Raw genomic sequence first — 15,001 nt, 5'->3', positions numbered from 1 at the left:
CTTGAGAAGCAATACGGAATTATTCGATTTATCAGGTCAAGTAGCAATAGTAACCGGTGGGGCAGCCGGCATTGGTGTTCAAATGGCGTATGCACTAGGCGAAGCCGGCGCCAATCTGGTTGTTGCGGCTAGAAACCTTGAACGATGCCAAGAAATGGCTCAAAAGATGGAGAAGGATTTGGGGGTAAAAGTATTACCGGCCAGAGCTGACGTTAAAAATACTGATGAAATCGATGCTTTATACGATTTAGTAATGAAAGAATTTGGCCGGGTAGACATTTTGGTTAATAATTCCGGAGCAACCTGGGGGGCGCCATCGCTAGAGTTTCCTCTGGATGCCTGGAGAAAAGTAATTGACACCAATTTGACGGGTTCCTGGTACATGGCCCAAAAGGCGGGCCAGATTATGGCTAAACAGAATTATGGCAGAATTATCAATCTGGCTTCATTGGCCGCTTTTGTTGGAGCTCCCGCAGAAATCATGGATACGGTAGCCTATCAGGCCAGCAAGGCTGCTATTGCCGGATTGACCAAGGATCTTGCTGTGAAATGGGCTAAGCACAATATTACCGTTAATGCTATTGCCCCGGGATGGTTCCCGAGCAAAATGACCGCCGGGACGCTTGATAAAAGTGAAGAATTAATGTTGCAATATATTCCTGTTAAGCGTTTTGGCGCGGATGATGAGTTGAAAACCGTTACCTTGTTCTTGGCAGCTCCCGGCTCCGGGTATTGCACTGGTGTAATATTGAGTGTTGACGGTGGCTGGGTTGCCCAATAAGTGAAATGAAAGGAGCAATCGATATGGCATTCAAAAAAAGCAAAGATGACATAGTTGTAATCAGTGCGGCCAGAACCCCGTTTGGCAAATTCGGCGGCTCGATGAAGGATATTGATATCTACGATCTGGGTGCTATTGCCATGAAAAATGTTCTGGAGAAAATCGGCATGGCCCCTGAAGTCATAGACGAAGTCTGGTGGGGCTGCGGCGATACCACCAACTGCAAAGATCCCTATACCCCGGTGGTTGCTAGACAAAGTATGCTGAAAGCCGGCATCCCCCCTGAAGTACCTTCGCTGTATTATGATCAGGCTTGTACTACCGGTATGACTACCGTTAAATACGGCAGCCGCAGTATCAAACTGGGAGAAGCTAATGTGGTCATGACCGGTGGAGCTACCAGTTTCAGCACCGTTCCATTCCTGCTTCGTAATTTAAGATGGGAAGGCAAACGGCACAGTTCTTTCCTGGTTGAAGACCCCATTATTCCCTTGGGATACAAAGACTACGCACCAGTGGCTGTTGATTCAGGTAATGTTGCGATTGAATACGGTGTATCCAGAGAAGAACAGGACGAGTTGGCTTTTGCCAGCCATCAAAGATATGGCAAGGCGTGGGAGCGTGGTTTCTTCAAAAACGAGATGGTTCCTCTTGAAATAACTAAAAAAGATAGAAAAGGCAATGTTATCTCCAGCAAGGTTTTGGATAAAGACGAACAGTATCGGCCTGATATAAGCATGGAGGAACTCGCCCGGCTGAAGCCCATTTTCAATAATCCGACCTGCACCGCAGGCAATGCACCGGGAATGAACGATGGAGCAACCGCCCAAATTATCACTACCCGTGAAAATGCTGAAAAACTGGGGTACGAACCACTCTATACCGTTGTAGCTACTTCGGCCATCGCCTTACAGCCTAGAATTATGCCGGTTTCCCCGGCTTTCGCGATCAAGAAATGTCTGGACGATGCCAATTTGACCATTGATGATATGAAGTTTATTGAAATCAACGAAGCATTCGCCTGTGTACCGCTGGTAGCCCTTAAACTGCTGTCAAATGATCGCTTTTTGAAGAGCGATTACTGGGAAATGGTCAAGGAAGTTTCTTCCCAACCGATTCTTGACAATGATGACAGCAAATACCAGGCATTGAAAAATATACTCAATGTAAACGGGAGTGCTATATCGGTCGGGCATCCCAATACATCCAGCGGCGCGCGTATTATGATGACTGCCGCTTATAACCTCAAGGAAAATGGCGGCGGATTCGCCACATGCGCTATATGTGGAGGTTTAACCCAGGGTGGGGGAGCCGTCATCTGGGTGGAATAACTTTAGCTACGCAGCCCTCTTAATCCCCTTCTTCAAATATAAGCAGGGGGTCATTCGGACCCCCTGCACCCCTAACCTAAAAGCAAGGAGGTATTGGCAAATTGGACAAGAAGAAAATTCTGGAAGGCATCAGAGTCGTAGACCTCACTAGAGTTTATACCGGCCCATTCTGTAGTCAGATACTGGCTGATATGGGTGCAGAAATAGTAAAAGTTGAGGATGACGGTCCAAACAGCAACGAAAGAAGTTGGCCGCCATTCGCTCCCGGGACTGAAGAATCCACCTATTTTATTGGCTTAAACCGTGGCAAGAAAAGCATAGAACTGAATCTCAAAGAAGATAAGGCCCGGGAAGTATTCTATAAACTGGTTGAGAGTGCCGACATCGTTATGGAAAATTTCGCTCCCGGTGTTGCGGACAAATTGATGGTCGGTTATGAAGCCTGCAAAAAAATAAAACCCGATATCATTTACCTCTCCATTTCTGCCTTTGGACAGTATGGGCCGTTAAGCAAGCTGCCTGGTTACGATATGCTTGCCCAGGCTATGGGGGGAATGATGAGTATAACCGGATTTCCGGACACGCCACTGAGAGTAGGTTCGTCTCTGGGAGATGCTATTGCCGGGCTTTATGGCGCTATAGGAATCTTAGGCGCTCTGAATTACAGAAAAAACACCGGAGAAGGGCAGCACATCGACGTTGCTCTGGTTGACAGCATATTCACGGTATTGGAAAACAATGTACCTGCCTACACAATAACCGGAAGGCCTACTAAGAGACAGGGGAGCAGACATCCCGATGGCGGACCATACGACACTTATAAATGCAAGGACGGATTTGTCTGTGTAGTTGCCTCCAATGAAAAACTATGGGGAAGCATGTGCAAGATAATGGGAATGCCCGAATTAGCCGCCGATCCGAAGTTCGACAGCAATGTCACCAGAATGGAGAATATTGAGGAAATGACAGATATAATCAACAACTGGATGGGCAACTATGCGGTTGATGAGGTTGTATCTATGCTGCGCGAAGCTCGCGTTGCAGTAGCCCCGATCCTTGAAGTACCACAGATCTGTGCAAGTGATAATACCGCGGCACGCCATATGTTAATTGAATATGATCACGCCACGGCAGGTAAGGTTAAAGTACCTGGCAATCCTATTAAGTTTGGCGCTTATGAAGCTTTGGCTGAACTGCCGCCCCCTTTTAAAGGGCAACATACCCCGGAGGTCTTAAGAGAACTGGGCTATAGCCAGAGTGACATTGATAATCTTTTATCCGCTGGTGTAATCGGCGATGGTTTCATAACTAGAGCGAAAAAGAATTAATACAAGCGTTTTGGCGTTGCGTACTTTGAAAAAAGTACCAAGGGGAGGTTTACAAAGAATGGCCGAAAAATTCGCAAGCAGAAGGAATATTGATTTTTTGATCAACGAGGTCTTTAATGTTGTGTCATTAAATCGTTTTCCCTATTTCGAAGATCACGATGAAGAAACCTTCAAAATGATCCTGGACACTGCCATGAATATCAGTACAGACCTGATGTTCCCTTATTTCAAAGAAATGGATACCAATACCCCTTACTGGGAAGACGGCAAGGTACATGTCCATAAAGCTATCGTACCATTCCTTAAAGAAATGGGTGAGGGTGGTTGGATTCAATGCGAGAAGCCTTATGACATCGGCGGGCAACAACTGCCTCTGACCATAAAGGAGCTGGCTTATTTCCTATTCGGAGCAGCAAATTATTCAATGCATGTATATCCGATGCTTACTGCCGGTGCAGCCAATCTGATTTATCAGTACGGCGCCCAAGAAATGCAAGACATGTATCTGGAAAAAATGTACTCCGGCAAATGGCAAGGCACGATGGCACTGACTGAACCCGATATCGGCAGCTCTCTGGGCGATCTTACCACAACCGCAGAGCCAACCGATCAGGGGTACTACATGATAAAGGGGCAAAAGATTTTTATCTCTGCCGGCAACAGTGATATCACAGAAAACGTTGTTCACTTATTGATTGCCAGATTAAAAGACGGCCCGCTGGGTGTACCGGGAATTTCGTTATTTATTGTTCCGGAAAAGCGCATTAATGAGAATGGCGAGCTTGAAGACAATGACGTACAATGCGGCGGAATCGAGCATAAGCTCGGTTACCGGGGTTCTCCGATCTGTCAGCTTACTTTCGGTGAAGAGAAAAACTGTCGGGGCTGGCTGGTTGGTGAACTGGGTAAAGGCCTGGCGCAGATGTTCAAAATGATGAATGAAGAAAGAATTAATATTGGCATCGGCGCAATCAGTAAAATTTCAGCGGCATACTACGCGGCATTAGAATATGCTCAGCAGCGAAAACAGGGCAGAAAACCCGACCAGAAAGACCCTGCTACACCCATGGTGGAGCTTATCGAACATGCTGATATTAAAAGAATGCTTCTGTTCCAGAAGGCTGTAATGGAAGGATCACTGGCTCTAGCCCTGCAGCTGTCTTTGTATCAGGATCTGGCCATGGTTGGGCAAGACCCCGAAGAAAATGAAATGCTGGTGGACTTCCTGATTCCCATTCTTAAAACCTATCCGTCTGAAATGGGTATTCTGGCCACCAGTGCAGCCATTCAGATTCATGGCGGTTATGGCTACTGCGGGGATTTTCCGGTAGAACAGTACTACAGAGACATTCGCATCGATCCCATTCATGAAGGCACCACCGGTATTCAAGGCCAGGATATCCTGGGCCGTAAAGTAAGCATGAAAAAGGGAAAAGCATTCGAGTTATACATCAACGAGGTTGAAAAAGCCATAGCAGAAGCCAAGGCCTATCCGGAACTGGAAAAGCAGGTTGAGGCCCTGGAAAGTGCCATGGGGCTGATGAAAGACCTTACCGCAGAGTTGCTGGCAAAAAAAGCGCAAATTTCCAATGAGGCTTTTTTGGCTGATTCTGTGCTTTATTTGGACTTCATGAGCCAGATTGCCGTCGCCTGGCAGTGGCTGAAATTGATGACTGTTTCTGTAACTGCCTTAAAAGGCCAGCCCACCGATCAAGATAGGGTCTTCTATCAAGGGAAAATCTATGCCGGTCGTTATTTCTTTGACTATGAGCTCACTAAGATTGACAGCCTGGCCATCAGACTACGGTCAGATGACAAAGTGACGGTAGAAATCACAAAAGAATTTTTCGAGGATTAGTAACTTTCTAAAATTAGCCTGGCTGATGATTATTGAAGATATATAAGCTTGATTGTTGGTATGGCCGGCTAGTATTTGTGGCTTAGTAAACGGGTCGGGGTATGCCGAATGTTCGGTCAGGGAGTGAATATGACTTAAAGCAGTCGGCATACCTCTAAGACAGAATGGCAGCAAGGAGTGACTTCATGTACCAAATAATAGACAAACAAATTCTGGCGCCTGCAATCAAACAATTCATCGTTTGTGCTCCTGATATCGCGAAAAAGGCACAGCCAGGACAGTTCATTATTCTTAGAATCGATGATATTGGAGAGAGAATACCGCTAACAATTGCTGATTTTGATAGGCAGAGCGGGACAATAACACTGATATTCCAAGAAGTGGGCAGAACCACTTATGAGATGGGTAAACTCGATGCAGGCGATTACATTTTGGATTTGGTTGGTCCGCTGGGGAAGGCATCAGAAATAGAACCTTATGGCCATGTGGTTTGTATTGGCGGCGGTGTTGGAGTGGCTCCAGTATATCCCATCACCAGGGCACTAAAACAGGCGGGAAATCGAGTGACCTCCATCATTGGCGCTCGAAGTAAAGAGCATTTAATCCTCAAAGATGAAATGGCAGCAGTGAGTGATGAGTTATTTGTAGCTACAGACGATGGCAGCGAGGGGCAGAAAGGCTTCGTGAGTGATGTTCTTGCGCAAGTTATCCGCCAAAGTGACAGTATCGATTTAGTGGTTGCAATCGGACCGTTGCCCATGATGAAGGCTGTTTCAGCCGTTACCAAACCATTCGAGATTCATACCACCGTAAGCCTTAATCCTATTATGGTTGATGGTACTGGAATGTGTGGAGCCTGCAGGGTGAGTGTCGGAGATGAGACCAAATTTGCTTGTGTTGACGGGCCTGAGTTTGATGGCCATCTGGTAGATTGGCAGCTGGCACAACAGAGAGCCCGGATGTTCACCAATGAAGAGGGCATTGCTATGAAAGGTTTTTGTGCAGGGGGTGAATGTCAATGTCAGAAGTAAAAGCAGCTAAAACAATTCCTGCCCGCGAGGAAATGCCTGTTCAAAGTCCTGTATTAAGGATATGTAACTTTGATGAAGTTGCTTTGGGGTACAGTGAAGAGCAAGCATTGATTGAGGCATCCAGGTGTTTGAAATGCAAGAAACCCAAATGTGTCGAGAGCTGCCCAGTTGAGGTTGATATTCCGGCATTCATAGGACTTTTGGAAAAGAAAGAATACCAACAGGCCATAAACAAAATAAAGGAGAAGAACAATCTCCCCGCTATTTGCGGTCGAGTTTGTCCACAGGAAAGCCAATGTGAAAAGACCTGTATCCTGGGAAAGAAAATGGAACCGGTAGCTGTCGGAAGATTGGAACGTTTTTTGGCCGATTGGGATTTAAGATATGGGAAAAAGTCTATTCCTATAATAAAGCAGTCGGGAAAAAGGATTGCTATTGTTGGGTCAGGTCCCGCAGGTCTTACCGCAGCGGCAGATTTGGCCTTGATGGGACACCAGGTAACGGTATTTGAGGCTCTACATACTGCCGGGGGAGTCTTGGTATATGGCATACCGGAATTCAGACTGCCCAAAGCCATCGTGCAGAAGGAGATAGAAAGCATTCAGAAGCTGGGTGTTGAAATAAAAAACAACATGGTGGTCGGAAAAGTGAATACTGTGGATGAATTGCTCGCCCAGGGCTATGATGCTGTATTTATCGGAACTGGAGCAGGATTACCGTATTTTATGGATATACCGGGTGAGAATTTAAATGGCGTCTATTCAGCCAATGAATTCTTAACCAGGACGAATCTGATGAAAGCTTATCTTTTTGATGAGTTTTTGACCCCCATTAGAATTGGAAAAAGAGTGGCAGTAATCGGTGGCGGCAATGTAGCCATGGATAGTGCCAGAACCGCCTTGCGTCTTGGGGCCGAGGAATCTTATATAGTATACCGCCGGTCCATGAATGAACTGCCGGCACGAAAAGAAGAAGCGGAACACGCCCAAGAGGAAGGCGTAAGGTTTAAATTGCTCAGCAGCCCTATAGAGATAAAAGGCGATGATAATGGATGGGTCAAGAGTATTGTCTGCCAGAAGTACCAGTTGGGGGAACCCGATGCCAGCGGTCGGAGAAGCCCGGTTCCTATACCTGGAGAGACCGAAGAGATAGAAGTGGATACCGTGATTATGTCTATTGGCCAGGGGCCCAACCCGCTGGTACCGCATACTACTCCAGACCTGCAAACCAATAAGCATGGAAATATCGTAGCTGATGAAAAAACCGGGCAAACCAACAAAAAGGGAGTCTTTGCCGGCGGCGACATCGTAACCGGTGCGGCAACCGTAATATTGGCAATGGGAGCCGGGAAAAATGCAGCCAAGGCAATTAATGAGTATCTGATATAAGCATAATTAAAAATAGCAGTTGAGTTTGAGGACTACCCCGGCACCTTTAGGTTTGGTTCGCTGTGCCAACATGGTAATCTCTAATTCATGATTACAACTAACATTCCCTCACTTAAGGCGAAGATATACTGGTTTACAGTATTCTTCGCCACCTTCCTAATTGAGAGTGCCTTATTACCAGAAAATATTGTAAATGGAGAATCTATATTGTCATATAACTTTTTTTTAGCAGGATTTGCAATTTTGTTCTTATCAACGGTGTTTGTGCCTTTAACAATCATATCCATAACCTGGGCTATCAGAATCTTATATCCGTCATTCCCCAAAAGTATGCCGGGAAAGCATGAGCTGATGTTCTAAAACTCAGAAATCTGATGCTGAGAACAACATACTCATGGCTCTGCCATAAACATAGACTGCGCTTCGGCCTTCATCCCATTCAATCTCCGTATAGGTAATATACTTCAGCTTACTCCTATAAATAAAGCTTTGTAAGATTCTTTAGAGAAAGCAAATATGCTGTGTCGGCTTTCATAAATACAGCAGGCTAATCTATATATACTTACATTTCCCCGAATCAAGACCACAACCTCCGGCAAATGCACCAGATAAACGAATCACAGCAAATGTGTCCGGGAATGAGACACTATGATCAGCCCCCAATTGTATCATTTTTATACCATATAAAATGCCTGTGCAGTTTTTCAAATAATAATTTCCCAGAGCGCATACAAAAAATGGCTTCCTTTCTTCGATAATGCCCGATATTTGGAGAACGAAAAGTGATTGGTACTTCTCTGAAATAGCTTGAGTGCATGGCACAGTTATTGCTTGATTTAATCAATAGATGAAAGGGCGATGCATATGCAGCCATGAGAGTAGCTTCTAATGATGCCTTTGAGAAGAGGTTGGAAGCTATCAAAAGAATAGCCGGGAGGTGGAGTGAAAAAAGAAAAAATAAGGTCAATAGCGGGACCGAATGTATTAAGGAGGTATTTATTTGAGTAAAGAACGGTATGTGCCATTACCGGACAAGGATGCCCCACTTAACGGCCAAATGATCCTGATATGGGTATTTGCCTGGTTGGCCTTAGTATTGGATGTATTGGATTGGCAATTGGTGTCAGTATCGGCTACAGCTATCAGCAAAGAATTTGGTATACCATCTTCGATGATGGGATTTATTCTAGGCGCCCCTTTGTTAGGCGCGGGGGTAGGCGGACTCATTTCAGGGGTACTGTCTGACAAGTTTGGTCGAGTTAGAGTCATGTTTTGGTGTCTGGTCTGGTATTCGTTGTTTACGATCGCTTTCGCTTATGCTAATAATGCGACGACAATGTTGATTCTGAGATTCTTGGTAGGCTTAGGCTTAGGAGCTCAATGGGGTGTTGGAAACACTTTAGTTGCGGAATGCTTGCCTTCGCGAATCAGGATTATGTGTTCGGCTGTAATCCAGACCGGGTTCGCCTTTGGGCCTATGTTGGCCGCTTTCCTGGCCAGGACCATGCTGCCCGCCTATGGCTGGAGGCCTTTATTCTATGTTGGCGCCCTTGGATTAGTAGTAGCAATTCTTGCCAAAATGCTGATTCCTGAACCCGAGGCTTGGGTCAAGACTAGAGACCAGGCCAAAGACAGCGGTCTGCAGATGGGCAGTGTCAGTAAACTGTTCAGCACGGAGATATACGCTTTTACTGGAACAACGATCAGACGAAATACCCTGGGCGCCTTTTTCATGGTGTTATTCACATTGCTGGCATACTGGAGCGCAATGAGTTGGATTCCGAGCTGGCTCGCTACTGATAAACATATGGATATAGTAAAATCAATGAATTATATGATGTTTTTAAATATCGGTGGCATATTTGGTTATATATTATTTGCCTTCATTGCCGACCGCTGGGGGAGAAAGAAACCAGCTTACGTTGCCCTGGCCGCTTCCTTTGTAGCCGTAATGATTTTTGTAAGTATTGATAACAACAACACCCTGTTATGGTACGCCCCGGTATACTCGTTTATAACTTATCCAATCTTCGGCCTGTTCGGAGGTTATATGGCTGAGCTATTCCCCACTGAGGTTAGGGCAACAGGGGTTAACACTATTTATAATCTGGCGCGTATGACCAGTTTCTGGGGGCCGGCGATGTTAGGTGCAGTTGCGGCCGCAACTTCTTTCTCAGTTGCAATTGGAGCAAGTGCAGTCCTGTACGTAGCTGCTATAATTCCTTTGGCCTTCCTGCCTGAGACTATTAAGCGGACAAGTGCTATTCCATCTCAAAAACAGGCTGCATAAATAGTCGGTTAAACAATGGGGATCTATGGGCAGGCATGCATGGAATGGCGGGATACTACCGTCAACAAGAGCTAAAATGCAGTTGTTTGGACACTGGACCAGAAGATCGCCCGGGTAATTAGCCAATATTTTGAAGTATATTCAATTTACTTCGAAAATTGCATATCTAAACTCCTCTTCCATGAGCTGTTGAATTAAATTTCAACAGCTAATTTTTTCAATAAAATAAGGGTGTTTGGTGCAGAATGCAGCGAAATGTCCGAGGCAAGGGTTCGAGCCCCCCGACCTGCTTCAGTGAAAAACAACAACTTATGATCAATTAAATTATTTCCCGGGAAATAATTACATGTTTCGCACCCCGGATATACAAATGCTGTCGAGCTAATCCCGGGCTCGAGAGCAAACCGGTATGCGTCCTTTGGAGAGGTGGCGCCCGGTCCAGGCCAGGAGCAGGATCAAAGCGAGAATCAATATGGTTGACTTAATATCCCGGTTGCGCAACAGTGAGATGCCCAAACCCGTATAAAGGACGGCAGTAGGAATTTTCCCCAGGGCTGAGGAGAAAAAGAAACTCCAGAAGGGGACTTTGCCGATCCCTGCTACCACATTGATTACCGGGGTAGGGAAAACAGGAATGATGCGCGCCAATAAAATGCCCCAGAAAGCCAGCTCTTGGTCGAAATGGTTCACATCATAGCCCCAGCGGGATAGTATTTTCTGGCGAGCCCAGTTGCCTCCTGCCCAACGCGACAGCATGTAGGCCAGGCAGGCGCCCAGCAAGGCCCCTGACCAGGACAAAAAGAAGCCCAGTTTAAAACCGAACAACAAACCGCAGGCGCTGGCCAGTATCACATAGGGAAATACCGGTAAGGCCGCTTGTATGACAAAAAGTCCAAAGGCAGCCAGAGGGGCCAATATGCCAAAGGACTGCACATAAGTGATTACCATGCTGATGCTCACATTGCCTAAACCATAACCCATAGATCATCACATCCCCTGCTCATAGTAAGACGCCGTCAAACGGCGGTATTTACAAATATTCATAGAATAGTAATTTGGTGCATAATGAGGATATACATTGGATATACCCTATACCGGGTAGGTTGTAAAGAGGAATCTTCCCGTCTGTTTCGACAGGTTTCAACCAGCTGACCGCAGCCATAAATTGGCTGTAGTAACAATAGTTGTCCATATCCGTGCAAGTCCTGTTATAATTAGGGTGCAAAAGGGATTAAAGGCGGAGCAAAGAAGCATGGTGCCAAGCCTCCTGACATTTAATACGGTTGACTATCTGCTGCTGCTCATTCTGGTTTTGTGCGCCCTGACTGGATTGAGGCAGGGATTTGTCATGACCGTGGGCAGTGTTATAACATTCGTTGCCAGCATCGTACTGGCGGTCTTTTATTATGATGACCTCTCCATCTATATGGAACGCAGTGTCGGAATCGTCTCCAAGCTGGACCATTTCCTGAGTGAGCATGCCCCTCTGCAGGCTCTGGGGATTCCCTACAGCTTTCTGGTAAAAGGCTATACCATCGAGGAAGCCTTGCATAGTCTGGCCAACTGGTTGGTTCGCCTGGCTTGTTTTTTAGTCATCGCCTTGACCAGCCGGCAGTTGATCTGGCTCAGTTTGGGCTGGTTCGAAAACTTAATCAACGTTGGCCCGGGATCGACTTTGAATCGGCTCCTGGGTACGGTTTTGGCCGTGTTGCAGGGGGCGATCGTCTTGACGGTTTTAATCTGCTTCGCCTTACCGGTGCTTCAGACTGTTGCCCAAATGGGGGTTGATGGCGCCGGAGTCCTGCTGTCCAGCCTGAACCAATCGGTTTTGGTCAGCTGGATGACGGAAGCCTACCGCTGGGGGCAGGCAGCCCTGGGGATATAAGTATAAGAATAAGCCTGTATTAAGACAATAGAGATATAAATTGTGTTAATTTAAGGGAGGATCAGCATTGATAGAAAAACGCAACAACCGTCCCAATGTCTGGGACAGGGGTGACGGAAAACAGCATGCCGCCATTCACGACTTTAGCCGGGGCTATGTGGATTTTCTCAATCAGGCCAAAACCGAGCGTGAAGCCATAGACTATGTGCTGCAGAAGGCACAGGAGCAAGGGTTTATGTCCCTCGAAGCTCAGAATTCAGTCAAATCCGGGGATAAGCTATTTGTCAATCAGAAGGGCAAATTATGCGCCCTGATTATGGTGGGCCAAAACATGGCAGATGGCTTCAACCTGGTGGTTTCTCATGTAGACACCCCCCGCTTGGATCTTAAACCGCGCCCGCTTTATGAAGCGGATAATATGGCTTTGCTTAAGACCCACTATTATGGGGGAATTAAGAAATATCAATGGCCGGCCATTCCACTGGCCCTGCACGGAGTGGTGGTCAAGAAAAACGGAGAGCGTATTAAGGTGTGTATCGGGGAGAAGGAGGATGACGCGGTTCTGGCCATTACGGATCTTCTGCCTCATTTAGCCAAAGACCAGATGGAGAAGAAAATGAACGAGGGCATCAAAGGGGAGGACCTCAATATCGTGGTCGGTTCCTGCCCGGTGCAGGATCTCAAGGAGGATGCCTTTAAGCAGCACATACTGAACCTTCTGCAGCAGCAGTACGGTATAGAAGAAGACGACTTCACCAGCGCGGAATTGCAGGCTGTACCGGCTTTCAAGGCCAGGGAAGTAGGGCTGGATCGCAGTATGATCGGTGCTTACGGCCAGGATGACCGGGTTAGCGCGTATACCGCCTTAGAGGCGGTCTTGAACATGAAACAGCCGGCCCGAACCGCAGTGTGCTTGTTTGCCGACAAAGAAGAAATTGGCAGTACCGGCAACACCGGTTTACAGTCCCTGGCTCTGGAGAACATTACCGCCGAGCTGCTCTCCAAGGCTGGTTTAACTGATTATTATCAGGTGCGTAAAACCCTGGCCAAGAGTTACGCCCTGTCAGCAGATGTCAATGCCGCTGTAGATCCTACCTTCCCCGACGTTTTCGAAAAGATGAACTGCAGTTTTGTGTCTGCCGGAGTAGTTTTAACCAAATACACCGGCTCCCGGGGTAAAGCCGATTCCAATGACGCCAACCCCGAGTTTGTTGCCGCCATCAGGCGTCTGTTCGACGAGGAAAACGTAGTGTGGCAGGTTGGAGAACTGGGCAAGGTGGACATCGGAGGAGGAGGCACCGTAGCTCAATACCTGGCCCGTTACGGTATGGAAGTAGTGGATTGCGGAGTGGCCGTTTTGAGCATGCATTCACCCTTTGAGATAGTTAGTAAAGCCGATGTATACATGGCTTACCGCGCCTACCAGGCGTTTATGGAAAAAATGTCCTGAAAAGCGGATACCTTAAGAGGGGAGGGCTGGCAGTGGAAAAACGCAGATTAACCCAAATGGTCAGGGCTGCCGGGTGAGCTGCTAAAATAGGTCCGGGGACCTTGGAAAAGCTTTTACAAGACATCCCGGTTACGGTGCAGGAAAATATTCTGGTCGGGATGGAAACGCGCGATGACGCAGCTGTGTACCGCCTTGACCGTGATAAAGCCCTGGTTCAAACTGTGGACTTCTTTACCCCCATGGTGGATGATGCTTACCTGTTTGGGCAGATCGCAGCCACCAACGCTTTAAACGACATCTATGCCATGGGCGGTCAGCCGCTCCTGGCCTTGAATATTGTATGCTATCCGACCTGCGAAGATCTCCACACCCTGGGGCAGATCCTGGAGGGAGGCCTGGATAAGGTTAAAGAGGCCGGGGCTTTCCTGCTGGGAGGCCACAGCGTAGATGACAATGAGCCCAAATACGGCTTAGCGGTTACCGGACTGGTCAACCCCGAGCGGCTATTGACCAATGCCGGGGCCAGACCCGGAGACAGGATATACATCACCAAGCCGATCGGCAACGGTATTATAGCCACGGCCATAAAAGCGGAAATGGTTTCGCCGCAAGCGTATGACGAAGCTATATACTGGATGACCATGCTCAATAAGGAGAGCAGCGAGATAGCCGCGGAGATGGGGGTCAATGCGGCCACCGATGTCACCGGTTTCGGTTTGTTGGGGCATCTTGCTGAGATGGCTCAAGCCAGTCGGGTCACGGTGCAGTTGCATGCTGGGGCGGTGCCGCTCATAAGCGGTGCCTGGGACGGTGCTTCCATGGGCTTAATACCGGGCGGAACTTACAACAACCGCACTTACCTGGAAGAAAGAATTAGTGTAGATCCCGGGCTCAATCCGATCTGGCTGGATTTGCTGTACACTCCCGAAACCGCGGGAGGACTGCTTCTGGCAGTCAGTGCCGGGCAAGCCTCGATTCTGGAAGAAGCTATGCAAAAACGACAGATTTTTTGTGCACTTATCGGTAAGGCGGTAGAAGCCTGCTCTTACTCCATAGAAGTGATGGCCTGAAGGGCGGGGGAGGGGAAAACCATGCAGCGCAAAGAATTCAAAATCGGCGATGTGGTCAGGATGAAAAAAAAACATCCCTGCGGCAGCTTTAACTGGGAGGTTACCCGGATGGGAGCCGACATCAAAATAAAGTGCGTGGGTTGCGGCCGACTGGTGATGATTCCGCGGATGGAATTTGAAAAACGCATGATCAAAGTAGAGACCTCGGCTGAAAGTCAATAGCACTTATTTCCTGCTCAGCATAGAATATACTATATCATTCTATGGCTATAAGGGGGGTAAGAAGTGGAGGGTACAAGCAAAGATAAAATGCCCTTTCAAGTCGGGGACCTGGTAAGTGTAAAAAACATGCCCCGGGAAGAACGCTTCTGTATCATCGGATTTAAGAGCAGCCCGGAAGGGCAGCCTGTGGCTATACTGAAAGCGCTGTTTAATGATACCTTTATTACCGAGAAACCCGTATCCGAATTGCACAGCCTGTTGATAAGAGGGGTTTTATAATAAAACCTTTCCAGTATCTTGCATGCTGGGGTAAAATACTGTTATAATAATTTGAAGTCCCTGCTCCGGTTAAAAACCGGAGCCTTTA

14 protein-coding genes are annotated in these 15,001 nt (G+C 47.3%); 12 read left to right on the top strand and 2 right to left on the bottom strand.

Annotated features, from left to right (window positions below):
* Position 1 precedes the first annotated feature (1 nt).
* The 6 genes from B2633_RS03100 (at position 2) to gltA (ending at position 7,717) form a co-directional block, all read left to right on the top strand.
* Complete coding sequence (locus B2633_RS03100; protein WP_483169079.1) at positions 2 to 781, top strand: SDR family oxidoreductase; 780 nt, start codon at positions 2 to 4, stop codon at positions 779 to 781.
* A gap of 23 nt (positions 782 to 804) precedes the next feature.
* Complete coding sequence (locus B2633_RS03095; RefSeq protein ID WP_483169077.1) at positions 805 to 2,112, top strand: thiolase family protein; 1,308 nt, start codon at positions 805 to 807, stop codon at positions 2,110 to 2,112.
* Between the two features lie 101 nt (positions 2,113 to 2,213).
* Positions 2,214 to 3,440, top strand: coding sequence for a CaiB/BaiF CoA transferase family protein (locus B2633_RS03090; RefSeq protein WP_481041868.1), 1,227 nt, complete (start codon positions 2,214 to 2,216; stop codon positions 3,438 to 3,440).
* 58 nt (positions 3,441 to 3,498) lie between these two features.
* Positions 3,499 to 5,298 carry an acyl-CoA dehydrogenase gene (locus B2633_RS03085; RefSeq protein WP_483169075.1) on the top strand — a complete coding sequence of 600 codons (1,800 nt, stop codon included), beginning with the start codon at positions 3,499 to 3,501 and terminating at the stop codon, positions 5,296 to 5,298.
* 185 nt (positions 5,299 to 5,483) lie between these two features.
* Positions 5,484 to 6,329, top strand: a complete 846-nt coding sequence (locus B2633_RS03080) for a sulfide/dihydroorotate dehydrogenase-like FAD/NAD-binding protein (protein WP_481043050.1) — start codon at positions 5,484 to 5,486, stop codon at positions 6,327 to 6,329.
* Positions 6,317 to 7,717 carry an NADPH-dependent glutamate synthase gene (gene gltA / locus B2633_RS03075; protein ID WP_483169073.1) on the top strand — a complete coding sequence of 467 codons (1,401 nt, stop codon included), beginning with the start codon at positions 6,317 to 6,319 and terminating at the stop codon, positions 7,715 to 7,717. The genes B2633_RS03080 and gltA overlap by 13 nt, the downstream gene beginning before the upstream one ends.
* 80 nt (positions 7,718 to 7,797) lie before the next feature.
* On the opposite strand, the gene B2633_RS03070 is transcribed toward gltA, so the two are convergent.
* Positions 7,798 to 8,004: a hypothetical protein gene (locus B2633_RS03070; RefSeq protein WP_481041862.1), complete on the bottom strand. Its 207-nt coding sequence runs from the start codon at positions 8,002 to 8,004 to the stop codon at positions 7,798 to 7,800.
* Positions 8,005 to 8,717: 713 nt separating this feature from the next.
* Here B2633_RS03070 and B2633_RS03065 point away from each other — a divergent pair.
* Entirely contained in the window at positions 8,718 to 10,007 is a 1,290-nt protein-coding gene (locus B2633_RS03065) for an MFS transporter (RefSeq protein WP_481041860.1), read from the top strand.
* A gap of 381 nt (positions 10,008 to 10,388) precedes the next feature.
* Here B2633_RS03065 and B2633_RS03060 read toward each other — a convergent pair whose 3' ends face one another.
* Complete coding sequence (locus B2633_RS03060; RefSeq protein WP_483169072.1) at positions 10,389 to 10,988, bottom strand: TVP38/TMEM64 family protein; 600 nt, start codon at positions 10,986 to 10,988, stop codon at positions 10,389 to 10,391.
* Between the two features lie 271 nt (positions 10,989 to 11,259).
* Between B2633_RS03060 and B2633_RS03055 the strand changes: the two genes are divergently transcribed.
* The 5 genes from B2633_RS03055 to B2633_RS03035 all read left to right on the top strand — a co-directional run bounded on the left by B2633_RS03055 (position 11,260) and on the right by B2633_RS03035 (position 14,913).
* Complete coding sequence (locus tag B2633_RS03055; protein ID WP_483169070.1) at positions 11,260 to 11,892, top strand: CvpA family protein; 633 nt, start codon at positions 11,260 to 11,262, stop codon at positions 11,890 to 11,892.
* A gap of 67 nt (positions 11,893 to 11,959) precedes the next feature.
* Positions 11,960 to 13,342, top strand: coding sequence for an aminopeptidase (locus tag B2633_RS03050; protein WP_483169068.1), 1,383 nt, complete (start codon positions 11,960 to 11,962; stop codon positions 13,340 to 13,342).
* A gap of 56 nt (positions 13,343 to 13,398) precedes the next feature.
* Positions 13,399 to 14,412, top strand: coding sequence for a selenide, water dikinase SelD (gene selD / locus B2633_RS03045; protein ID WP_483169106.1), 1,014 nt, complete (start codon positions 13,399 to 13,401; stop codon positions 14,410 to 14,412).
* 21 nt (positions 14,413 to 14,433) lie between these two features.
* Positions 14,434 to 14,634 (top strand): DUF951 domain-containing protein, encoded by a 201-nt coding sequence (locus B2633_RS03040; protein ID WP_483169066.1) that lies wholly within the window; start codon positions 14,434 to 14,436, stop codon positions 14,632 to 14,634.
* A gap of 63 nt (positions 14,635 to 14,697) precedes the next feature.
* Positions 14,698 to 14,913, top strand: coding sequence for a hypothetical protein (locus tag B2633_RS03035; protein ID WP_481041848.1), 216 nt, complete (start codon positions 14,698 to 14,700; stop codon positions 14,911 to 14,913).
* Positions 14,914 to 15,001 lie beyond the last annotated feature (88 nt).

Source organism: Syntrophomonas sp. UBA1041 (assembly GCF_002316705.1).
GTDB lineage: Bacteria > Bacillota > Syntrophomonadia > Syntrophomonadales > Syntrophomonadaceae > DTU019.
This window is presented reverse-complemented; position numbering and strand designations above follow the sequence as displayed.

What these genes read in the sequence shown, in the direction of transcription:
- B2633_RS03095 (WP_483169077.1), top strand. Translation starts at nt 805, where the DNA reads ATGGCATTCAAAAAAAGCAAAGATGACATAGTTGTAATCAGTGCGGCC.
- B2633_RS03085 (WP_483169075.1), top strand. Translation starts at nt 3,499, where the DNA reads ATGGCCGAAAAATTCGCAAGCAGAAGGAATATTGATTTTTTGATCAAC.
- B2633_RS03080 (WP_481043050.1), top strand. Translation starts at nt 5,484, where the DNA reads ATGTACCAAATAATAGACAAACAAATTCTGGCGCCTGCAATCAAACAA.
- gltA (WP_483169073.1), top strand. Translation starts at nt 6,317, where the DNA reads ATGTCAGAAGTAAAAGCAGCTAAAACAATTCCTGCCCGCGAGGAAATG.
- B2633_RS03070 (WP_481041862.1), bottom strand. Translation starts at nt 8,004, where the DNA reads ATGGATATGATTGTTAAAGGCACAAACACCGTTGATAAGAACAAAATT.
- B2633_RS03060 (WP_483169072.1), bottom strand. Translation starts at nt 10,988, where the DNA reads ATGGGTTATGGTTTAGGCAATGTGAGCATCAGCATGGTAATCACTTAT.
- B2633_RS03055 (WP_483169070.1), top strand. Translation starts at nt 11,260, where the DNA reads ATGGTGCCAAGCCTCCTGACATTTAATACGGTTGACTATCTGCTGCTG.
- B2633_RS03040 (WP_483169066.1), top strand. Translation starts at nt 14,434, where the DNA reads ATGCAGCGCAAAGAATTCAAAATCGGCGATGTGGTCAGGATGAAAAAA.